Here is a 19678-nt window from a genome sequence, read left to right as displayed (position 1 = left end):
CCGTTGACTCTGATCCTGTCGCACTCCGATGTGACCGCCGTCCTCGATCGCGGCGAGGTGCTCGCCGCCGTCGAGCGCGCGCACGCCGATCTGGCACTGGGCACCGCGTTCGCCCCCGCCCCACCGGCGATGGCACTGGGCGGCGCCGCCTTCGTGCCCATGGTCGCCGCCGCCGAATCCGCCGGTGCCGCCGCCGTCAAGCTGCTCGCCGACCTGCCCGCCAATCGCGCGCGCGGTCTGCCGGTGCAGCGGTCGGTGATCGTGGTGACCTCGGCGGCCGACGGTTCGTGCGAGGCCCTGATCGACGGACGCCTCGTCACCGCCGTCCGCACCGCCGCCGCCAGCGCGGTGGCGACGAAATACCTGTCCCGACAATCGAGTTCGGCACTCGGCGTGATCGGCGCGGGCAATCTGGCCGTCGAGCACACCCGCGCGATAGCGACCGTGCGCGAGCTCGAGACCGTGCTGGTCTGGTCGCGCACCGCCGCCACCGTCGACCGATTCCGCAGTGCGGTAGCCGATCTCGGCCTCGAGGTACGTGTCCTCGACAGCCCGGAGGCGGTCACCCGTGCCGCCGACGTGCTGTGCACCCTCACGCCCTCACGCGAGCCGATCGTCCACGGCGCCTGGTTCGGCGAGGGCCTGCACGTCAACGCTGTGGGCGCACCGCCGAGGGCGGATCACCGGGAGGTGGACGGCGAGGCCATGCGCCGGTCCAGGGTCGTCGTAGACTCGATCGGCACCACGCTCACCAAGTCCGGCGACACGCTGATGGCCATCGCCGAAGGCGCGATCACCCAGGACGCGGTGGGCACCGAGCTCGGCGAGGTGATCGCGGGCCGGGCAGCCGGCCGTCGCGGCGACCGCGACATCACCCTGTTCAATTCGGTGGGCATCGGCCTGCAGGATCTGGCCGCGGCCCGCCTGCTCATCGACAAGGCCCGCGCCAACGGCATCGGAACGGAAGTGGATCTCACCTCATGAGCGAGCTGACCGATATCGACATCACCCATCTGCGCCGCGCCATCGACCTCGCCGGGCACGCCGCTGCGCTCGGCGACCGCCCCTTCGGCGCTGTCGCCCTCGGCCACGACGGCGCGGTTCTGGCCGAGGGCGTGAACGCGGTGAACACCACCGGCGATGTCACCACCCACGCCGAACTGGTCGCGATCACCCTCGCGACCGCCGCGGGCCACGCGGCGAAACTGCGTGGCGCCACCGTCTACGCCAGCGGCGAACCGTGCCCGATGTGCGCTGCCGCGATGGTGTGGGCCGGGGTCGGTCGCATCGTCTTCGCCGCGGCCGCAGCCGAATTCGGGCCGATCATGCCCCCGAGCACCAGTTTCGGACTCACCTGCGCCGAGGTCGTCGCGAGCTCGAACGTGTCGATCGAGGTCAGCGGACCGCACCTGGGCGAGGAAGCTCTCGCCGTGTTCCGCGCGGCCGCGAAGAACTAGCCCGAACACACCGAGGGCGCGGCGCCGCATCGACGCCGCACCCTCGGTGCACGAACTATTTCACCGCGACGACCTCGGCGGGCTCGCCCAGTTCACGCTGTTCCTCGATCGCCTCGGGCGTGCCCGGCACCTGGGTGCCGCGCAGCGAGACACCCTTGGTCTCGATGAGGAAGAAGGACGCGATGAGGCCGACCGCGCACGCACCGAACATGTAATACGCCGGCACCATGTTGTTGCCGGTCGCGCTGATGATCGCCTCGTTGACCACCGGAGCGGTGCCACCGAACATCGAGGTGGCGACGTTGTAGCCGATCGCCACACCGGCGAAACGCACGATGGTGGGGAACATCGCGGGGAACGTGGCCGAGATCGTCGCCAGCTGGGGAGCGTAGAGCAGGCCCAGGATCGCGAAGCCGGCGATCGCGCCGGTGAGCGAGGAACCGATCAGGTGGTACACCGGGATCACCGCGATCATCATCGCCGCGCACGAGAACATCCACATCGGTTTACGCCCGATCCGGTCTGAGAGAGCACCGAGGAACGGCAAGGTGCACAGCATCGCGACCTGGCCGATCAGCGGCACGAGCAAGGCATCGGATTCCTCCATGCCGATCGTGGAGCCGAGGTAGGTCGGGGTGTAGCTGAGCAGCGAGTAGTTGACGACGTTCAGCGCGATCACCAGGCCGAACAGAGTCAGCACCGGGCGCAGGTACTTCGTCACCAGATCGCGATAGACGCCGGAGACTTCCTCGGTCTCGTCCTTGCTGTCGACCTCGCGGAACACCGGGGTGTCCTCCACCCGGCTGCGCAGGTACATGCCGATCAGGCCGAGCGGACCGGCGATCATGAACGGGATGCGCCAGCCCCACGAATTCATCGACGCGTCGTCGAGGACATTCACCAGCAGCAGGGCGACCAGATTGCCGAGCGTGAAGCCGGCGAGCGTGCCGACCTCGAGGAAACTGCCATAGAATCCACGCTTGCGATCGGGTGCGTATTCGGCCATGAATGTCGCGGCGCCACCGTATTCACCACCGGCGGAAAGTCCCTGGATCATGCGCAGCGCGTACAGCAGAATCGGGGCGCCGATGCCGATCATGTCGAAGCTCGGGATAAGGCCGACGGCGAGAGTGGATCCGGCCATCAGAATAATCGTGGTGGCGAGCACGCGCTTGCGCCCGATACGGTCGCCGAGCGGACCCCAGATCATGCCGCCGACCGGCCGGATCAGGAACGATACGGCGAAGCCGAGCAGTGTGTAGACCATCCCGGACTCGCCGTCACCGGGGAACAACGATCTCGCGATATACGTCGCCAGATAGGCGTAGACACCATAGTCGAACCATTCGACCGCATTACCGATCGCCGACGCACCGATTGCCCGGTGCAGCACCGTTTTCGATTCCCTTGACATCCACAACACCCTCTCGTCGTCGCCTTTCACGAATACCCGACCTCTTTGCGAGCAAACGTTACGAGCGCGCGAAGACCGGCATTTATGGCCTCTATACTGCGAATATGGTCCTGCGACACGGGGTATATCTGCCGCCGTTCGGCGAACTGGCCGACCCGCGAGTGCTGGCCGAGATCGCGGTCGAAGCCGAGACCGCGGGCTTCGACGGCGTCTTCGTCTGGGACCACGTGGCCCGTCCCCATGACGAGGGTCTCGCTGTCGGCGACGCCTGGATCGGACTGGCCGCGATCGCCGCCGCGACGAGCCGGGTGGTGTTCGGTCCACGTGTGACCCCCTTGTCACGCAGGCGCCCCCAGGACGTGGCCCGCGAAACCGTGGCTCTCGATCTGCTCAGCAACGGCAGGCTCGCCCTCGGCGTCGGCCTCGGGTCCGAGGCGACCGGCGAGTTCTCCCGGCTCGGCGAGGTGAGCGCCCCACGGGACCGCGCGCAGCGACTCGACGAGGCGCTGACGGTGATCACCGAATTGTGGTCGGGCGAGGTCGTCCACCACGACGGTCCCGCCTATCGGGTGGACGGGCTGCAATTCCTGCCACGCCCCCTCCAGCGGCCGCGCATCCCGATCTGGGTCGCCGCCCAATCCGTCCACCGGGCCCCGCTGCGGCGGGCGGCACGCTACGACGGGCTCTGCCCCGAGGCGAGTCCGGATGAACTCGTCGACATGCTGGCGATCATCGCCGAACACCGCGGCGATCTGAACGATTTCGCGGTCGCGGTGGCCGCCTCCACCGACCGCGACCGTGCGGCCTACGAAAAGGCAGGCGCGACTTGGTGGTTGGCCGAACTGCCGATGCTGTGCACGAAGGCGGCGGCGATCACCCGCGTTCGCCGAGGCCCCGACTGAGCTGGATCGAGCACCGAGCGAACAAGGCAGCTCGGCCATGGCCGAGCGGTTCACCACACCGCGCGGATCGCGGTGCTCGACGATCAGGCGAGTCCGGCGAGTTTGTTTGCGAGGACGGTCTTCTCACGTTCGTTGCCGCACCGGCGGAGGGCTTCGGCGAGCTCCGCACGAGCTTCGGTGGTGCGGCCGAGCCGGGTGAGTAGTTCACCGCGCACGCTGGGCAGCAGGTGCGAGGTGGACAGGGCGCCGGATGCGGTGATCTCGTCGACGATCGGCAGGGCCGCGGCGGGCCCGTCGGCCATCGACACCGCGACCGCCCGGTTGAGATCCACCACCGGCGACGGTGCGAGCCTGCCCAGTGCCTCGTACAGCACCACCACCCGCTCCCAGTCGGTCCGCTCGACCGACGGTGCGACGGCGTGACATTCGGCGATCGCGGCCTGCAGCCCGTAGGCGCCCAGCCCACGCCCGACCGCACCGGCTTTCACCAGCGCCGCACGACCGCGCCGGATCGCCGAGCGGTCCCAGCGGCGGCGGTCCTGCTGTTCGAGCAGGATCGGCTCACCGTCGGGACCGGTGCGGGCGGGGAATCGCGCCGCGGTCAGTTCGAGCAGCGCCAGCAGTCCGTAGACCTCGGGTTCGTCGGGCATCAGCCGCGACAGCACGCGGGCCAGCCGCTGCGCTTCCCCCGCGAGATCGAAGCGGATGAGGTCGTCGCCGGTGCTGGCCGACGACCCCTCGGTGAAGATCAGATAGATGACCCCGAGCACCGAACCCAGCCGGGCTCGGCGCTCGGCGACGGGCGGCACCTCGAACGGGACTTCGGCGGCGCCGAGGGTCTTCTTCGCCCTGGTGATCCTTGCCTGCACCGTCGCGGTCGGGACCAGGCACGCCTTGGCGATCTCGTCGCTGGTCAGACCGCCGACGACGCGCAGCGTCAAGGCCAGCCGCGCCTCCCGCGAGAGCACCGGGTGACACGAGATGAACATCAGCGCGAGCACATCGTCGTCGATCTGATCGGGATCCCACAGCACGTCGTGCCCAGCACGCACAGGGTCCCCGCCGGTGAGCGCGTCGCCTTCGCCGAGGTCGGCGGCGAGGGCGGTGTAGCGGTCGTCGAGGGCGGCCCGGCGACGGAACGCGTCGATGGCCCGGCGTCTGCCGACGGTGAGCAACCACCCGGCCGGCTGACGTGGCACGCCTTCGCGCGGCCAGGTCACCAGTGCTTCCGCGAACGCCTCCTGGGCGAGATCCTCGGCCATCGCGAAGTCGCGGGTGTAGCGCGCGAGGGCGCCGACGATCCGGGCCGATTCGATCCGCCAGACGGCGGCGACGGCCTCGCGGCCGGTGTGGTCGCTCATCGTGTCTCAGAGCTGGCCGGTGGCCTCACGCCACGCGCGCTCCCTCGCGACCCAGACATTGTCCTGCGGGAATTCATCGATACTCGGCACCCGTCGGATCTCGGTCTTGGTGCCCGGCACGACGACCGGCATGCGCTTGGCCCACTCGATCGCCTCCTCTTTGGAGGCCACGTTGAGAATGTAGAACCCGCCGAACAGTTCCTTCGTCTCCCCGTAGGGCCCGTCGGTGACCACCGGGGTCTCCGACGAGTAGTCGACGACCACGCCCTGCGCCGCGTCGTCGAGCCCCTCGGCGGCGACCAGCACCCCGGCGCTGATCAACTCGTCGTTGAACTTGCCCATCGTCTCGAGCATCTCGTTGAAGTCGATGTCGGCCGCCGCGGCCCAGGCTTCGTCGGTGGCGCGCATGATCAGCATGAACTTCATGATTTCGTCTCCTCGGATCGGTGTGGACCCGCTTGCCGGGCCCTGTGTTCATCCCTAGGTCGAACGGGCACCGCTGCGGATCGACACCCGGCCGAAAATTCTTTTTCGCGAGTGTTCGGCAGCCTACGACGAGTGCCGGGTGCGCGCGACGACGACGGACACGAATCCCCGATTCGGGTATTCAAGATCGTCCGGCGTGATACAGATCGAAGAGGTTTGTCATGCTGGCAGCCACCTAGCGAAGGAGTCACTCGTGAGCGCAGTTCTCGTCGAGCAACGCGAGCATGTGCTCGTCATCGTGCTGAATCGGCCCGAGGCCATGAACTCGGTCAACGCCGAAGTGAGCACGGGGGTCGGCGAGGCGCTCGAGCGAGCCGAGGCCGACCCGCAGATCCGCGCGGTGGTCCTCACCGGCGCGGGCGAGCGGGCGTTCTGTGCGGGCGCGGACCTCAAGGCGCTGAGCCGCGGTGAGTCGATTCTCGCCCCGGGACATGAGGATTGGAACCTGGCCGGGTACGTCCGGCATCCGATCAGCAAGCCGACCATCGCCGCGGTGAACGGTTTCGCCCTCGGCGGCGGCACCGAACTCGTCCTGGCCAGCGATCTCGCGGTCGCCGCCGAGACCGCCACCTTCGGCCTGCCCGAGGTCGCCCGCGGCCTGTTCGCCGCGGCAGGCGGCGCGTTCCGCCTGCCCGAGCAGCTCCCCCGCAAGGTCGCGATGGAGATGATCCTCACCGGTGAGCCGATCACCGCGGCCCGCGCGCTGGAGCTGGGCCTGATCAACCGTGTCGTGCCCGCCGGTGAGGTCCTCGATGCCGCGCTGGCCCTGGCCGGTCGGATCGCCGAGAACGCGCCACTGGCGGTGCAGGCGAGCAAGCGGGTCGCACTGGGCATGATCGACGGAAAGCTCGCCGACGACGCCGCCTGGGACCAGACCAACCGCGAGATCGTGGGGGTCGCCCAGACCGAGGACATGCGCGAGGGCGCCATGGCTTTCGCGCAGAAGCGCAAGCCGAACTGGCAGGCGCGCTGACACGGTGCGGATCCTGATCCTCGGCGCCTCCGGTTTCGTCGGCAGCGCGCTGCACGCGCAGTTCGCCGCGAACCATGAGGTCGTCGGGACCAGCCGGGGCGGGCACGGGCTCGCCCCGGTGGATCTCGCCGACACCGGCGCGGTGCGCGCACTCGTCGCACGAGGTTTCGATGTCGTTGTCCACACCGCCGGTGTCGTGGATCTCGGTGCCGCGCAGCGTGATCCCGCCGCGGCCCATGCCGCGAACGTGGCGCCGATGGTCCCGCTGCTCGACGCCATCGGCGACACGGGCGCGAAGCTCGTCTACCTGTCGACCGACAATGTCTTCGACGGCACCGCCGAGCACTACGACGAAAGCGCAACGCGCACACCGATCAACGTCTACGGCGAGACCAAGGTGGCCGCCGAGGATTTGGTCCTCGAACGCGACCGGCACTTGGTCGTGCGCCTGCCCCTCGTCTACGGGCGCAGTCCACTGTCGAGCAAGTTCCTGGCCCGCTTCGCCGCACCCGAGATCCACGCGCGCACCGATATCGTCTGCAATCCGCTGTACTTACCCAGCCTGGCGCCCGCGCTCGGGCAGCTCGTCGACGAGGCGGGCGTCGTGCACCTCGCGGGCGCGGAAACTCTCAGCCGCTACGACCTCATGACCCGGGTCCGCGACCATCTCGGCGCACCGGCGCGCGTCGCGGCAACTGATCGCCACTCCGCTGTCCAGGACTGCCCACGGCCATTGCGCCTGGTCATGCGCAGTAATCGGCACAGCCTGACCGGCCCGGACGTGGACACCGCCCTCGCCGATCTGCACTGAATCTCCGGTCACCCGTTGACGCCCTCCAGAGAGTGAGTGTACAGTCACTCACATGACCAAGCGCGGTGCCACCCTCTCCACCTCGGACGTCCGGCGTGACGCGGTCGTCGACGCGGCGATCATCGAGTTCGCCAAGACCGGCTACCACGGCACCCCGATCAACACCGTCGCCGCGCGCGCCGACATCTCCCCCGCCTACGTCTTCAAACTCTTCCCCGGCAAGGTCGCCCTGTTCGTCGCCGCGCTCGATCACTGCTTCGAGCTCGTCGAACGCGCGATGTCCACGGGCGCGGCCAATTCCACCGCGACCGACCCGGCCGCCATCCTGCACGACATGGGCGGCGCCTACGCCGAACTCATCGCCGACAAGAGCCTGCTCATGTTGCAGGTGCACGCCCAGTCCGCCACCGACATCCCCGAAATCGCCGACGCGTTGCGCCGCGGCCTGGCCAAGGTGACCACGTTCGTGCAGCGCCGCTCCGGCGGCACTCCCGAGCAGATCCAGTACTTCATCGCCTACGGCCAGCTCTGCCACCTCGTCACCACCCTCGGACTCGACGGCAACGACAGCGCGTGGGCCACCGCTCTCACCACCGGAATGCGCCACCCGAAAGCCCACTGACCCTTCGCTCCAGCCTTTTCAGGGTGGAGCTTTCTTTTGCAGCAAGAGTGATTGACCAGTCACACACCACGGAAGGTAGCCCCTGATGAACACCACCACCGCCACCGAAATCGTCCTGCCCGGTCGCGTCGACCCCAGCGGCCTGCTCGTCACCCGACGCGAACTCCCCGCACCCGCACCGGGTCGCGCACTGGTTCGAGTCGATGCCTCCGGGGTGTCCTTCGCCGAGCAGCAGATGCGCCGCGGCAAGTACTACGACCAGCCGCCGTTCCCCTTCGTGCCCGGCTACGACCTGGTCGGCACGGTGGTCGAGGCCCACGACGCGACGCTGGTGGGCAAGCGGGTAGCCGCGTTGACCAAGACCGGCGGCTGGAGCAGCCACGTCGACCTCGACGCCGCCGATCTGATCCCCGTGCCGGACACCCTGGACGCCGCCGATGCGGAAACCTTTGTCGTGAACGGCATCACCGCCTGGCAGATGCTGCACCGCGTCGCCGCTGTTCAGCCGGGCGCGACGATCCTCGTCCACGGCGCCAACGGCGGCGTCGGCTCGACCCTGGTCCAATTGGCCCGTGCCGCGGGCATTCACGTGATCGGCACCGCGTCCGCTCGCCATGCCGACGCGGTCACCGCGCTCGGTGCCACCTGGATCGACTACCGCGCCGATGTGCCACACCAGGTTCGGGCCATCGCACCGCACGGTGTCGACGCGGTGTTCGATCACATCGGCGGGCCCGGCATCAGCGATTCGTTCGGCCTGCTCGCCGACGGCGGCACCCTCGTTTCCTACGGAACGGCAGCTACCAAGAACGACGAGGGCGACTCCCGGTTGCCCGTGCTGAAACTGTTCGCCCGCCTGCTGTGGTGGAACATGCTGCCCAACAAGCGAAACGCGCACTTCTACAACCTGTGGGCCGGCAAGCGCAACATCACCCGCTTCCGTGCTCGGATCGCCGAAGATCTGTCGCAGGTCTTCGCACTCGCCGCCGCCGGCACCGTCACCGCCCAGGTCGCGGCCCGCATCACTCTCACCGATGCCGCCCGAGCTCTGGAGCTCGCCGAATCCGGCACCGTCACCGGCAAAGTCGTCCTCGTCAGCGCCTGACCCGCTCACACCCTGGAGATCAGTCATGTACGTTTCCCAGCCCGTCCGCACCGTCCTCGACAATCGCCCCATCTACCTGAGCTTCGGCCTCGCCTGGCTGGTCGGCCACGGCACCTTCGCCCTCAGCCATGGCCCGAACCCCCTGCTCGACCTCCCCGGATTCGTACCGACCGCGCTGCTGGGTGTCGGCCTGCTGGCGGCCATGATCGTGACCACCGCCGTCTCCCTCCGAGCCCAACGCGGCGCGACCGGACAGGAAGCGGTCGTGGGCAACCTGCTCGGCGTATCGTGGCTGATCGGTTTCGCCGCGCTGTTCTTCCTGATCACCGCGCTCGGTTCGACGCTGAGCCCCGACACCGCCGCGACTCTCTGGCCGACCGGGTCCGGGCTGATCGTCGGACTGCTCTACCTCGCCGGCGGTGTCGCGTACCGCGACGTCCTGCAGTACACGCTCGGCGCCTGGCTGGCCGTGAGCTCTACGGCCGCACTGTTTCTCGACGGCGCGTACCTGTACTGGGCACTGGCACTGGCCGGCGGCGGCAGCTATCTGCTCGCCGCCGCGCTCGAGCCACGCAGGATCGCCGCCGCGCGCTGAGCATCGGTCACGTGCCCGCCCGGAATTCCGGGCGGGCGCGTTCGCCGTTCAGCCCCTCTGTTGCGCGCCGATCGCCGATCCCATCCATCGCCGCAGGTATCGGCGCAGTTCGTCGTCGGAGCGTGCCGGGTTGCCCGGCGACAAGAAGAACGACTGCATGGTGCGCAGCACGTATTCGACGAGTTCGCGCAGCGCGGGCTCGTCGTAGCCGTGGGCGGCCCAGTCGACATCGAAGCGGCGGATCATGGTCATACCGAAGGCTTGGGCCTCGTCGGAGGTCATGCCTTCCGGGTGGGCGTTGGAATACGAGCTCGACAGCAGAATCCCCAGGTGGGGGGTCCGGCGAACATCGGTGAGGGTGAAGACGACGGCCTCTGTCATCGCTTCGACCGGGTCGCCCAGGCCGCTGACCTGACGGGTGAGTCGATCGAGGAAATCGTCGACCGAGGCGATGGCCGAGGCGGTCATGAGCGCGTCGGCACTGGGGAAATACCGGTACACCGTCTGCCGGATGACACCGAGGGACTCCGCCACGTCGGCGATGCTGATCTCCGCACCGGTCCGGCCGATGAGTTCGACCGCGGCAGCGATGATCCGGCGCGTCGCCTCCGCATCGTCACCCGGCGGACTGCCGCCCCACCCACGTCTACGCGCCACCACGTGGACGCTAGCACAACCCCAGGTCAGGGCGAATTCCGTGAAAGTGATCATACACTTGAAGGCTCATTCGTATGATTGCTTTATCAACCGTGGCCGACCAACGAGGTAACTCACCGTGACCGACCTTCACGTCCGCAAAATGGATTTCGCGTTCTCCGACTACGACGTGCCGTTTCTGTGGAATCCACAGAACCCGGCGTTCTCGTCGATGGCCAATGCCGTTTCGTTCCTGGCTATCGGCTTCGAGAAGATGATCGTGCAGCTGATCACGCAGGCGAAACCGCAGATCACCGACCCCGAGGTGGCGTCGGAGGCCGACGCCTTCATGCGCCAGGAAGGGCAGCATTCGACGGCGCATCGCCAGCATGTCAAGGCGCTGATCCGCCGCTATCCCGGCTTGCAGCAGACCCTCGACGCGGTGATCGGCGAGTTCGACAAGCTCACCGCCGAGACCTCGGTGAAGTACCGCCTCGCCTACACCGCCGACCTCGAGGCGACGTTCACGCCGGTGTTCAAGCTGATGCTCGACAACGACAAGAATCTGTTCGCCCCCGGCGACGACCGCGTCGCCTCACTGTTCATCTGGCATTTCGTCGAGGAAGTCGAGCACCGCAGTTCGGCGCTGATCATCTTCAATTCGGTGGTCGACAGCGAGCTGTACCGGATGCGGGTGGCGGCCTCGATCTTCCGGCACGTGTTGCAGGTGATCCGGGTGGCGTGCGAGGGCTTCAACGAGCATGTGCCGCTGGAAGATCGGCAGGTCGACGCGCTGTCGATGTTCGCCAACTACCGCCGCGGTCAGACCCTGCGCCGGTGGCTGCCGTTCCTCCAGCCGGCCGACAACGGCACGATGCCGCGCGCGTTCGACGATCTCGGTCTGCGCGAACAGCTCGTCGCGCTGGGCGGCATCATCCGCAGTCAGACGCCCGGGCACAATCCGGCGCACGAGAAGCTGCCCGCACTCGCCGACGAGTGGTTTCGCCGCTATGACGAAGGTTACGACGTAACCCGTTGGTACACAGCCGATTCCGTCAGCTCGTAGAAGGTAGCCCGATGGCCGAACACTGCTCCCCCACCTTCGCCGAACTCGCTCACGAACTCGGCTTCTCCTGCGAGGAGGCGGGCGGACTCGTCGAGTTCCGCAACCCGTTCGCCCTCGAGAACTGGACCCTGCCGGTCCTCGAGCTCACCATCGTCGTCGGCGCGGTTCTCGCGCTCTGGTACGCGATCGCGCGCCTGCGCCGCCACGGCGACCCGACCAATCTCGTGTTGTGGTTCGGCGCCACCGCCTACCTGTTCGTCATCGAACCGCCGCTGTACTTCCCGGCGGCGTTCGGCATCGAAGAACACGTCGACACGATGTTCGCGCACAACGTCTTCACCGTGGACTTCCTCTGGGGCCGACTACCCATCTACATCATCGCGATCTACCCGCTGATGGCGACGATGGCGTTCGGCATCGTCCGGATGCTCGGCATCTTCCGCCGCTTCGGCACCCTGATCGGCGCCACTTGCGTCGGCTTCGTCCACCACGCCTTCTACGAGATCTTCGACCACCTAGGTCCCCAATTGCGCTGGTGGGAATGGTCGATCGACAACCCGATCAACCAGCCGATGTTCGATTCGGTCCCGATGGGCAGCGTCGTCGTGTTCGCGGCCCTGTGGCCGATGTCGCTGGCCTTCTGCGTGCAGTATTTCGTCGGCCGTCACGTCGACGACGGCCGACACTTCTCCGGGGTCGAATTGACCTGGCGCACTATCGTCATCGGCCTGCTGGCCTCGGTCGGCACCTTCCTGCTCCCCCTGCCCGCCACTGTCATCGGCATGAGCGGCACCACCGTGCGCGGCATCGTCTACGCACTGGAACTCGCCGTCCTCGCGGTGGTCGCCGGGATCGTCATGGTCCGCCAATGGACCGAACTACGCCGGGGAACCGCCACACCCCCGCAGTACGAAGACCCCTTCGTCCAACGATTCGCCACTCTCTACCTGGTCGTCTTCGCCGCTCTCTGGATAGCGTCGCTCCCCGATTTCTTCGCCGCCGTCAACGGCGAAACAACCAACGGCGACCCCATCGGAAACCTCTGGTACACAGCAGCCTGCTTCGCCGTCGCGATCGCTTCGGTCCTGGCGACCTTCACCGTGCCGCGCGCACGGCCCACCCCGGACGCACCCGTGGCGGCAGCACCACAAGCCCCGGGCTGATCCGCGCTCGAAGCGGTCAGCAGAACATCCCCTTCCGCTCGGCATCTATCGCCTGCGGCAAGCCATCACGCCGTGGCGTCGCCGATGCGGTGGCGGTAGCTGTCGGCCAACGCGCGCAGCGCGGCGCCGCCGTCGCCGGTGAACGACGAACCGTGCATCAGCGCCAGCGTTTTCGGTGCGAGCTCGGCGAGTCCGTCGACGATCATCGGGGTCGCCGGTGCGAGCGACGAATAGGCGAACAGGTCCTCGGTGTGAACGGCGGGGGCGACGATGTCGTCTGTGGTGAGGGCCGCACCCGCACCGAGGTGGGTGAACAGATCCCCGCACAGCAGAGTCTGCGTGGTTTCCTCGAACAACACCCGCGCTTCCCAGCCGTGCGGGGTGTGTGGGGTGTCGATGTGGCGCACTCGCATCCGGCCGAGTTCGATGGTTTCGCCATCGGCAAGCGGTCTCGGTGGCCGGTCGGCCATGTGGTCCAGCGACACCATGCAGCCGACGGCACCGTGGGCGACCTGCGATTCGGGGGCGGCGGCGAGGAACTGGTTCATCGACCCGCATTCGTCGGATTCGACGTGCCCGAAGGTGATCCACCGCAGCCGGTTCACCGGTGTGATCCGTGCTATCGCCGCCGCGACGTCGGCGAACATCGCGCGATGCCCGGTGTGGAACAGCAGCGGCTGATCATCGGCGAGCAGGAACTGGTTGAACGTCAGCCCCTGTTCGCCGATGTCGGGCACGAACGTCGAGATGCGGTAGATGTCGGGGGCGATCTCATCGATGGTGGTGGTCATGGTCGGCTCGATTCGGTGCAGTGTCAGAACGGCACTTGGATGGTCAGTAGTCCGGCGCCTTCGGCGCGGCCGGCGAGGATGCGACAGAATTCGATCGCGTCGAGGTCTAGGCGTTCATCCGTTGTGCCGCAATGCCATCGGCCTCCGGCCGCGCCTGTCAGGCGCAGGTTGTAGGGCATGCCGTGACGGGCGGCCCATTCCTGGACCACATCTGCCACGATCGCCCCGTCGTGCTCCTCGGTCAGCACGAGAGCGTGCCCGGTGGCCCGGGCCAGGTCGATCCGATGCATCCACGGGTCACGGGTGAGGATCGTGTCGATGGCGTACCCGATGGTCCACCGTTCGGCGGCGCCGTTGACCAGTTGCTGCTCGGGGATTGTTCGATTGCGCAGCAACCTCGGGGTACGTCCGCGCGCTGCCGCGGCCTTGGGTGCGATGGCCGCCATCGACCGGACCAGCTGATCCGTCGTCTGCTGTCCGAATCGTTCGACCTGATACGCGGTCACGGCGTCGACGAGCTGCCGGCCGGGCCGCAACCGCTTGCGGGCAGCCCGGGTCTGGCGGACATTCTCCAATGGGGAGGATGCCATCGTGGACATACCGACCACGTGGGCGACGAGGTCGTGCACGGTCCACCCGACACACTCGGTCGGTGTGGTCCAGTCGTCACCGTCGAGCGAGGCGACCGCGTCGGCGAAGCGCAAGTACTCGTCGCGGGCGAGCCGCATCGCGTCGGCATGGGTGAGCGCCGCGCGCCGCGCAGTCACCGCCGTCTGCTCGACAGCCGTCATTTCTGCGGCTCCTTCGTCGGCGGAAGGCCGACACTGTCGGCCCACATGTCCACGGCGCGGTCCAGCAGCTTGCGCCGACTGTGCCCGCCCGGATCGTTGGCGAGCTGCTGATCGACCAGGCCGGACAGGACCGCGATCCAGATCTCCACGTCGTCGCGGTCGGTCACGCCGATCGTGGCGAACACCGCGATGACCTCGTCGAGCGCGCGGACCGCCGACGCGTACGCATCGGGCGAGGGTTCGAATCCCGGGATCGTGCGCTGGTTCATCAGCTGATAGCGGGCGAGATCGGCAACCGCGAAATCGAAGTACGCCAGTGCCACGACGCGCACGAGGCCGCGAGGGTCCGCGGGTGCCGAGCGTAGCGCGTCGAGCGAGACGCGCTCGCACTCACTCCAAGCCTGCTCGAACATCGCATCGTAGATCGCGTTCTTCGATCCGTAGTGCGAGTACAGCGACGGCGCCCGCATTCCGATCCGCTCGCCGACTTCGCGCAGTGTCAGCTGCGCCAGTCCCCGCTCACGTGCGATCTCCCACGCGGCCTCGACAATTTCCTGCCGCGTCGCCTCACGCCGTTCCGCTTTCCGATCACGCCTCGGCATAGCGTCCATAGTTAGTTATTATGAACGTCGTTAGGCACACGGTCAACGATGGAGCGCATCAGCCTGGGGGATCCGCGCCGCTATCTGATCCAAGAAGGGCGCGCAGGCAGAATTGCGCCGATCGGCATCGCATTCATGCGATCAGACATGTTCTCCGACAGCATGTTTCGCTCCGATCCTGGATTTCTGTGGGCCTACCCGACAGCCTGCGCGGTGACCGGTGTGAACAGGTTGATCAGGTTGCCGTCGGGGTCTCGGAGCAGGAGCGACCGGTTGCCCCACGGCATCGTCGTCGGCTCGTTGACGAAGTCCTCGACGGAGTCGCGCAACCTGCGGTAGTCGGCGTCGACGTCGCCGACTATGAACTCGATGATCGCGGTGTGATTGTTGGCGGGGCGCGCGCTGCCGGCCCCGAACAATGCCACCGTACGCACGCTTCCGATCGCGAGTGTGCCGGCCGGCGTGACGATCTCGGCGAAATCCGGTGTAGCCCACCGGGCTTCGACACCGGTCACTCGCTGATAGAAGCCAACCAGCCGTTCGATGTCGTCGGTGATCAGGCGGATCGAGACGAGGTTCATTGCGTACTCCTGCTGTCGGGAAGGGCGGAAGTTCCACCGCCGAATCCCACGGTAGAGGCGATACCGGACAGTTTCCGCCCGGTATCGATGGGAGAATTGCCGGATGACGCGCCCCACTGCCCGAGTACTGGCCCTGCTCGAGATGTTGCAGGCGGGCGGTACCCATACCGTCGGCGACCTCGCTGGGCGGCTGGGCGTGGACGAACGCACCGTCAGGCGATACGTCACCCATCTCACCGATCTGGATATCCCGGTCCGCTCGGTCCGCGGCCGCTACGGCGGGTACCGACTCGCTCCCGGCTACCGGATGCCTCCGCTGATGCTGACCGATGACGAGGCGGTAGCCGTGCTGCTCGGACTCCTCACCAGCCATCCGACGACATCAGCCCACGCCGCCGACAGCGCGACCGCCAAACTCCGCCGCGTCCTGCCCGCACGCCTGGGTGCTCGTCTCGACGCACTGATGAACACCGCCGAATTCACCGTCGGCGCCCGCCCCGAAGTCCCGGTCGAAACCGCCGTCCTCCTCGACATCGCCGCGGCCACCCGCGAACACCGACCGATCGCCATCGTTTACACCGACCGCAACGGACAACACTCGCAGCGAACCGTGCACCCCTACGGCCTCGTCGCCCACTCCGGCCGCTGGTACCTGACGGCGATGGACAACAACAGCGACGACCTACGCCAGTTCCGACTGGACCGCATCACCGAGACAACCACCCTCCCCGAAACCTTCACTCCACCCAACGAATTCGACCCGACCACCCACCTCGTGTCCGCACTCGCCACTGCCCCCTACCGACACGAGGTATCGATCCGCGTCCAAGGCACACCCACCCAAATCCGCCCACTACTCCCCGCGACCATCGCAACGCTGCACGAAATAGACTCCCCACCCACCGATCCCACCCCCTGGGTCCGAGTCCTCATCCGCGCCGAACACCTCGACTGGATTCCCCCCGTCCTCGCCGCCCTGAACCGCCCTTTCGTCATCGAGCACCCCGACGCCCTCAACGACGCCGTGCGCGCCCTGGGCCAGCGCCTCACCGCCGCCACGACATCCGACCAGAACCCACCGTCCGGTAACGCCGATGACTGAGCATCGCCGAGATCAGCTGGGCCAGCTGGCAATCGCACCGCCAGGCTGAACCTGAACTTGGAGCAGGAGCCGCCCTTGAACCTAGCGCCTCTGCGCCAGAAGCCATTCGCGCGCAACGATTTTGTCCTCGGCGGTGATCGCATGGCCGACCGATAGCACCTGATGGGTTACCCGGGCTCCCGCACGACGCAGCTGTTCAGCCAGCTGAAGACCGTCCGCGGGTGACCGGCGGTTGTCGTGAGCACCGTCGACTATCAGAACTGGAGTGTTGTCGACGCGGTCGGCTAGATCAGGGGTGAACGGCGCCAGGGGACGGTAGAGGATCGCTCCGGCCAGCAGTTCCGGATAGGTCATGAGCAGAGCTGCACCCATGATGGCGCCGTTGGAGAAACCGATTGCGACGGGGCATGTGGTGAGGTTGTAGTCAGCGCAGGCGGTTGCGATGAAACCTGCCAGCATCGGCATCCTGGCGATGATGTCGTCCGGGTCGACGCGACGGTCCGGCAAGCGATGGAAGAAGGCATACCCCTCATCCATGCTGACTGTGCCGCGGATACTCAGTTTTGGTGCTTCTGGGGCAATTTCGTCGGCTACAGGTATGAGGTCGGATTCGCTGCCGTGCGAGCCGTGGAGCAGGACGAGCGGTGATCTGCCGTCAGTGCCAGCGTGGAAGCAGTGAGCGTGTGTCGATGCCGTCATCGAAACAGACACTACGGGTTTCAAGCCGCCGGCGAACGCGCGCTCACACCCTCGGGTGCCGGCATTTGACCATGCTCTGGGTTGGGAGTGCAGGTATTGGGGCTAGCTCACTGCCTGCTCGATACAGCCTGCCGTTCACGCGCATATGCTCACAGGTCAAGGCTGCTCGCACCCAGCGGAGCCGACGCCACCGGCGCCCTCGAGGTGTGAGGGGCGCGGGACCACAATGCAGGCGAACCCAAATCAGGGCCCCGCGACCAGGGGTCGCGATAGCACTGACCTCGGTTTCACCCGTTCATGCGATCGAGACGTCAGAGAGTACGGCGGGGTGTCCCTGTGGTTCTCGTCAACCTGAGCGGGGACCTGATTGTTCGTGTCGAGGTCTTTGGTGAGAATGGTCCGATGCGGACCGACCTCGATATTTGGTGTCGCCGACTCCCCGGCTTCGGTTGGGTGGTGTGCAACGCAGCCGATGAGGTATCGAGTCGCCCGTTCAACGAACCTGGACAAGGCGAGATTCCTCCGGAGGGCGTGTGGGTGAGCCGCAAGGGTGAACGGTCCTACGTCTACGACCTTGTGCGCACCGATCCGTGAGACTCGACGGGTGGTGACCTGCTGATGTCCGTACTCCTCCGCGACGTGGCGAAGTGTTTCTGTGACGGACCTGCTGCGTCCGGGCCGTTTGGGTGAGATGTGGCAATACCGTGACAAATTCAGGAGTCGGTTCCAGGTGAGCTGCCCACGGTCGAACGTCCGCTCATGCCGATTTCAGGATGTTCCGGGGATCGAGGGCGGGTGCTCTGTAGATCTGCTCGGGAAGTGCCGATGCGTCGGTGAGCATGTGTGACCAGCGACTGATCTCAGCGGCCGGGACGGTTCGGCTGTCCGGGTTCGTGTCCTGCCTGGAATATCGGTGTCGCCCCGGGCCGGGTAGGCAGGCGGGTCGTGTCGCGGATGATCATCGGAGTCGTCGGCACGACCGTGCTCTGTCTGTCATCGGTCGAGGCTGGTCCTGCTGCTGCCGCGGACGAACCTGGTTCGCTGCAACCGAGGGGCAACTACACCGGTTCCGCGGCGGATCCAAGAGATGAGTCCGAATCCCGTTGGTCCTATGGCGCAATCGGCGACGCGCACTGGTGATAGCCACCTAGAATAAATGTTGGCCGAAAATCGTTGCGGGACCGATCTCGTGGAGGCGTCATGAGCACAGCTCTGATCATCGTCGACGTACAGAACGACTTCTGCGAGGGCGGTGCGGTGCCCGTCACGGGCGGAGCCGCGCTGGCCGAACGGATCAGCCACTATCTACACGCCAGCGACTATGCCGCGATCACCGCCACCCGCGACTACCACATCGACCCCGGTGCACACTTCTCCGACAACCCCGACTTCGTCGACTCGTGGCCGCCGCACTGCCGAATCGACACCCCTGGCGCCGAGTTCCATCCGAACCTGGACACCGCGCCGATCGACGAGGTCTTCTTCAAAGGCGCCTACGCCGCCGCCTACTCCGGATTCCAGGGCACGACCAAGGACGGTACGGCCCTCGCGGACTGGTTGCGCGCCAAGGGCATCGACACCGTCGACGTCTGCGGCATCGCCACCGACCACTGCGTTCGCGCCACCGCTCTCGATGCCCGCACCGCCGGGTTCGACACCCGAGTACTCGTGAACCTGTCCGCAGGCGTTTCCCCCGCCAGCATCGAACGGGCACTGGACGAGCTCCAAGCCGAGGGCGTGGAAATCGTCGCAAACATCGACAGTTGACCGACCACTCATCGGGCCGATCGAGTTCGGCGGCCAGCTCCCGTCTGGAGCCGATAGCATGCACTTGCGGCGCATCGCAGGCTGGATGCCCAATATCTGTTGCGCGACAACCGAGAGACTCATCGAGCGGAGGCTGTCATGACCACACCAGGGGTAGGCGTCGATCAGCAGTGCAAGGCTGATTTCCAGGAACTCAAGCTCAAGGGCAAATACCGCTACATCACCTTCATCCTCAACAACGACAACACCGCGGTCGTGGTCAAGAAGACGTCCTCGTCGACTTCGTATGACGAATTCGTGGCCGATCTGCCGGATACCGAATGCCGCTTCGCCGTTTACGACTTCAAGTACGACGTGGAGGGAGGGACACGGAAGAAGATCGTCTTCGTCGACTGGACGCCAGACACCGCCCGAATCAAGGAGAAGATGCAGTATATATCGGCCAAGGACGCGTTCAGGAAGTCGCTCGACGGAATCCAGATCGACATTCGGGGCACCGCCTACGACGAGGTCTCCTACGAATCGGTCCTTGACAGGGCACGCCGCCAATGACCGCCGATACCTAGCGGGATCTCGATGGAGGTCGCGGGCGGAGACAGCTTCCCCGAGGGCGCGCGCCCGCGCTCACCCGGGCATCACCGGTGCAGCGGTCTGGATCGTGGTGGTCCAACATCCGGTATCGCCGCGCGGCGCGCTGTTCGAACCGGCCACGCGGCACGCCCGAAGATCAACGGGCCGAGATCATCTGGTAGCT

23 protein-coding genes are annotated in these 19678 nt (G+C 66.8%); 14 read left to right on the top strand and 9 right to left on the bottom strand.

Features of this window, described 5'->3' with window-relative positions:
- Positions 1-3 precede the first annotated feature (3 nt).
- Complete coding sequence (locus ACFULV_RS29105; RefSeq protein WP_378662191.1) at positions 4-984, top strand: ornithine cyclodeaminase family protein; 981 nt, start codon at positions 4-6, stop codon at positions 982-984.
- Positions 981-1457, top strand: a complete 477-nt coding sequence (locus ACFULV_RS29100) for a nucleoside deaminase (RefSeq protein WP_378631012.1) — start codon at positions 981-983, stop codon at positions 1455-1457. The genes ACFULV_RS29105 and ACFULV_RS29100 overlap by 4 nt, the downstream gene beginning before the upstream one ends.
- Positions 1458-1512: 55 nt before the next feature.
- On the opposite strand, the gene ACFULV_RS29095 is transcribed toward ACFULV_RS29100, so the two are convergent.
- On the bottom strand, positions 1513-2871 hold the full coding sequence (locus ACFULV_RS29095) for an MFS transporter (RefSeq protein WP_378631010.1): 1359 nt from the start codon (positions 2869-2871) through the stop codon (positions 1513-1515).
- A gap of 104 nt (positions 2872-2975) precedes the next feature.
- Here ACFULV_RS29095 and ACFULV_RS29090 point away from each other — a divergent pair, with 104 nt between their 5' ends.
- Positions 2976-3773 carry an LLM class flavin-dependent oxidoreductase gene (locus tag ACFULV_RS29090; RefSeq protein ID WP_378662189.1) on the top strand — a complete coding sequence of 266 codons (798 nt, stop codon included), beginning with the start codon at positions 2976-2978 and terminating at the stop codon, positions 3771-3773.
- Positions 3774-3856: 83 nt separating this feature from the next.
- On the opposite strand, the gene ACFULV_RS29085 is transcribed toward ACFULV_RS29090, so the two are convergent.
- Together ACFULV_RS29085 and ACFULV_RS29080 are read right to left on the bottom strand one after the other, a co-directional pair.
- Positions 3857-5134, bottom strand: a complete 1278-nt coding sequence (locus ACFULV_RS29085) for an RNA polymerase sigma factor (RefSeq protein WP_378662186.1) — start codon at positions 5132-5134, stop codon at positions 3857-3859.
- Between the two features lie 6 nt (positions 5135-5140).
- The gene (locus ACFULV_RS29080; protein ID WP_358059691.1) at positions 5141-5560 is read right to left on the bottom strand and encodes a YciI family protein; all 420 of its coding nucleotides are present in this window, start codon (positions 5558-5560) and stop codon (positions 5141-5143) included.
- A 253-nt stretch (positions 5561-5813) separates the two neighbouring features.
- Here ACFULV_RS29080 and ACFULV_RS29075 point away from each other — a divergent pair, with 253 nt between their 5' ends.
- The 5 genes from ACFULV_RS29075 (at position 5814) to ACFULV_RS29055 (ending at position 9726) form a co-directional block, all read left to right on the top strand.
- The gene (locus ACFULV_RS29075; RefSeq protein WP_378662183.1) at positions 5814-6593 is read left to right on the top strand and encodes a crotonase/enoyl-CoA hydratase family protein; all 780 of its coding nucleotides are present in this window, start codon (positions 5814-5816) and stop codon (positions 6591-6593) included.
- A 4-nt stretch (positions 6594-6597) separates the two neighbouring features.
- A complete protein-coding gene (locus ACFULV_RS29070) occupies positions 6598-7404 on the top strand; it encodes an SDR family oxidoreductase (protein WP_378662181.1) in 807 nt (268 codons plus the stop codon).
- 52 nt (positions 7405-7456) lie between these two features.
- Positions 7457-8026, top strand: a complete 570-nt coding sequence (locus ACFULV_RS29065) for a TetR/AcrR family transcriptional regulator (RefSeq protein WP_378631002.1) — start codon at positions 7457-7459, stop codon at positions 8024-8026.
- A gap of 85 nt (positions 8027-8111) precedes the next feature.
- Complete coding sequence (locus tag ACFULV_RS29060) at positions 8112-9131, top strand: medium chain dehydrogenase/reductase family protein (protein WP_378662178.1); 1020 nt, start codon at positions 8112-8114, stop codon at positions 9129-9131.
- A 25-nt stretch (positions 9132-9156) separates the two neighbouring features.
- On the top strand, positions 9157-9726 hold the full coding sequence (locus ACFULV_RS29055) for an ABC transporter permease (RefSeq protein ID WP_378662175.1): 570 nt from the start codon (positions 9157-9159) through the stop codon (positions 9724-9726).
- Positions 9727-9774: 48 nt separating this feature from the next.
- Here ACFULV_RS29055 and ACFULV_RS29050 read toward each other — a convergent pair whose 3' ends face one another.
- The gene (locus tag ACFULV_RS29050) at positions 9775-10383 is read right to left on the bottom strand and encodes a TetR/AcrR family transcriptional regulator (RefSeq protein ID WP_378662172.1); all 609 of its coding nucleotides are present in this window, start codon (positions 10381-10383) and stop codon (positions 9775-9777) included.
- 118 nt (positions 10384-10501) lie between these two features.
- Between ACFULV_RS29050 and ACFULV_RS29045 the strand changes: the two genes are divergently transcribed.
- Both ACFULV_RS29045 and ACFULV_RS29040 read left to right on the top strand, forming a co-directional pair.
- Positions 10502-11428 (top strand): metal-dependent hydrolase, encoded by a 927-nt coding sequence (locus ACFULV_RS29045; RefSeq protein ID WP_378630996.1) that lies wholly within the window; start codon positions 10502-10504, stop codon positions 11426-11428.
- An 11-nt stretch (positions 11429-11439) separates the two neighbouring features.
- The gene (locus ACFULV_RS29040) at positions 11440-12591 is read left to right on the top strand and encodes a hypothetical protein (protein WP_378662169.1); all 1152 of its coding nucleotides are present in this window, start codon (positions 11440-11442) and stop codon (positions 12589-12591) included.
- 65 nt (positions 12592-12656) lie between these two features.
- On the opposite strand, the gene ACFULV_RS29035 is transcribed toward ACFULV_RS29040, so the two are convergent.
- The 4 genes from ACFULV_RS29035 to ACFULV_RS29020 form a co-directional block, all read right to left on the bottom strand.
- Positions 12657-13382, bottom strand: coding sequence for an MBL fold metallo-hydrolase (locus ACFULV_RS29035; protein WP_378662167.1), 726 nt, complete (start codon positions 13380-13382; stop codon positions 12657-12659).
- Between the two features lie 23 nt (positions 13383-13405).
- The gene (locus ACFULV_RS29030; protein WP_378662165.1) at positions 13406-14173 is read right to left on the bottom strand and encodes a maleylpyruvate isomerase family mycothiol-dependent enzyme; all 768 of its coding nucleotides are present in this window, start codon (positions 14171-14173) and stop codon (positions 13406-13408) included.
- On the bottom strand, positions 14170-14775 hold the full coding sequence (locus ACFULV_RS29025; RefSeq protein ID WP_378662162.1) for a TetR/AcrR family transcriptional regulator: 606 nt from the start codon (positions 14773-14775) through the stop codon (positions 14170-14172). Before ACFULV_RS29025 ends, ACFULV_RS29030 begins: the two co-directional genes overlap by 4 nt.
- A 194-nt stretch (positions 14776-14969) precedes the next feature.
- Positions 14970-15356, bottom strand: coding sequence for a VOC family protein (locus ACFULV_RS29020; protein WP_378662159.1), 387 nt, complete (start codon positions 15354-15356; stop codon positions 14970-14972).
- Positions 15357-15459: 103 nt separating this feature from the next.
- On the opposite strand from ACFULV_RS29020, the gene ACFULV_RS29015 reads away from it, so the two are divergent.
- On the top strand, positions 15460-16458 hold the full coding sequence (locus ACFULV_RS29015) for a helix-turn-helix transcriptional regulator (protein WP_378662157.1): 999 nt from the start codon (positions 15460-15462) through the stop codon (positions 16456-16458).
- A gap of 81 nt (positions 16459-16539) precedes the next feature.
- Here the strand turns inward: ACFULV_RS29015 and ACFULV_RS29010 are convergent, their stop codons facing one another.
- Positions 16540-17157 carry an alpha/beta hydrolase gene (locus ACFULV_RS29010; RefSeq protein ID WP_378662154.1) on the bottom strand — a complete coding sequence of 206 codons (618 nt, stop codon included), beginning with the start codon at positions 17155-17157 and terminating at the stop codon, positions 16540-16542.
- A gap of 336 nt (positions 17158-17493) precedes the next feature.
- Here ACFULV_RS29010 and ACFULV_RS29005 point away from each other — a divergent pair, with 336 nt between their 5' ends.
- From ACFULV_RS29005 to ACFULV_RS28995, 3 genes are all read left to right on the top strand, one after another.
- Complete coding sequence (locus tag ACFULV_RS29005) at positions 17494-17751, top strand: hypothetical protein (protein ID WP_378662152.1); 258 nt, start codon at positions 17494-17496, stop codon at positions 17749-17751.
- Between the two features lie 606 nt (positions 17752-18357).
- On the top strand, positions 18358-18924 hold the full coding sequence (locus ACFULV_RS29000; protein ID WP_378662149.1) for a nicotinamidase: 567 nt from the start codon (positions 18358-18360) through the stop codon (positions 18922-18924).
- A 138-nt stretch (positions 18925-19062) separates the two neighbouring features.
- The gene (locus tag ACFULV_RS28995) at positions 19063-19476 is read left to right on the top strand and encodes an actin-binding ADF family protein (RefSeq protein WP_378662147.1); all 414 of its coding nucleotides are present in this window, start codon (positions 19063-19065) and stop codon (positions 19474-19476) included.
- Positions 19477-19678: the final 202 nt, after the last annotated feature.

It is taken from the genome of Nocardia sp. NPDC057272 (assembly GCF_042668615.1).
In the GTDB taxonomy this organism is placed as follows: Bacteria; Actinomycetota; Actinomycetes; order Mycobacteriales; family Mycobacteriaceae; genus Nocardia.
The sequence above is the reverse complement of the archived record's forward strand: the minus strand, read 5'-3'. Positions and strand labels throughout refer to the sequence as shown.

What these genes read in the sequence shown, in the direction of transcription:
- ACFULV_RS29065 (WP_378631002.1), top strand. Translation starts at nt 7,457, where the DNA reads ATGACCAAGCGCGGTGCCACCCTCTCCACCTCGGACGTCCGGCGTGAC.
- ACFULV_RS29085 (WP_378662186.1), bottom strand. Translation starts at nt 5,134, where the DNA reads ATGAGCGACCACACCGGCCGCGAGGCCGTCGCCGCCGTCTGGCGGATC.
- ACFULV_RS29025 (WP_378662162.1), bottom strand. Translation starts at nt 14,775, where the DNA reads ATGCCGAGGCGTGATCGGAAAGCGGAACGGCGTGAGGCGACGCGGCAG.
- ACFULV_RS29000 (WP_378662149.1), top strand. Translation starts at nt 18,358, where the DNA reads ATGAGCACAGCTCTGATCATCGTCGACGTACAGAACGACTTCTGCGAG.
- ACFULV_RS29015 (WP_378662157.1), top strand. Translation starts at nt 15,460, where the DNA reads ATGACGCGCCCCACTGCCCGAGTACTGGCCCTGCTCGAGATGTTGCAG.
- ACFULV_RS29100 (WP_378631012.1), top strand. Translation starts at nt 981, where the DNA reads ATGAGCGAGCTGACCGATATCGACATCACCCATCTGCGCCGCGCCATC.
- ACFULV_RS28995 (WP_378662147.1), top strand. Translation starts at nt 19,063, where the DNA reads ATGACCACACCAGGGGTAGGCGTCGATCAGCAGTGCAAGGCTGATTTC.
- ACFULV_RS29040 (WP_378662169.1), top strand. Translation starts at nt 11,440, where the DNA reads ATGGCCGAACACTGCTCCCCCACCTTCGCCGAACTCGCTCACGAACTC.
- ACFULV_RS29035 (WP_378662167.1), bottom strand. Translation starts at nt 13,382, where the DNA reads ATGACCACCACCATCGATGAGATCGCCCCCGACATCTACCGCATCTCG.
- ACFULV_RS29090 (WP_378662189.1), top strand. Translation starts at nt 2,976, where the DNA reads ATGGTCCTGCGACACGGGGTATATCTGCCGCCGTTCGGCGAACTGGCC.
- ACFULV_RS29055 (WP_378662175.1), top strand. Translation starts at nt 9,157, where the DNA reads ATGTACGTTTCCCAGCCCGTCCGCACCGTCCTCGACAATCGCCCCATC.
- ACFULV_RS29095 (WP_378631010.1), bottom strand. Translation starts at nt 2,871, where the DNA reads ATGTCAAGGGAATCGAAAACGGTGCTGCACCGGGCAATCGGTGCGTCG.
- ACFULV_RS29020 (WP_378662159.1), bottom strand. Translation starts at nt 15,356, where the DNA reads ATGAACCTCGTCTCGATCCGCCTGATCACCGACGACATCGAACGGCTG.
- ACFULV_RS29010 (WP_378662154.1), bottom strand. Translation starts at nt 17,157, where the DNA reads ATGACGGCATCGACACACGCTCACTGCTTCCACGCTGGCACTGACGGC.
- ACFULV_RS29080 (WP_358059691.1), bottom strand. Translation starts at nt 5,560, where the DNA reads ATGAAGTTCATGCTGATCATGCGCGCCACCGACGAAGCCTGGGCCGCG.
- ACFULV_RS29060 (WP_378662178.1), top strand. Translation starts at nt 8,112, where the DNA reads ATGAACACCACCACCGCCACCGAAATCGTCCTGCCCGGTCGCGTCGAC.
- ACFULV_RS29030 (WP_378662165.1), bottom strand. Translation starts at nt 14,173, where the DNA reads ATGACGGCTGTCGAGCAGACGGCGGTGACTGCGCGGCGCGCGGCGCTC.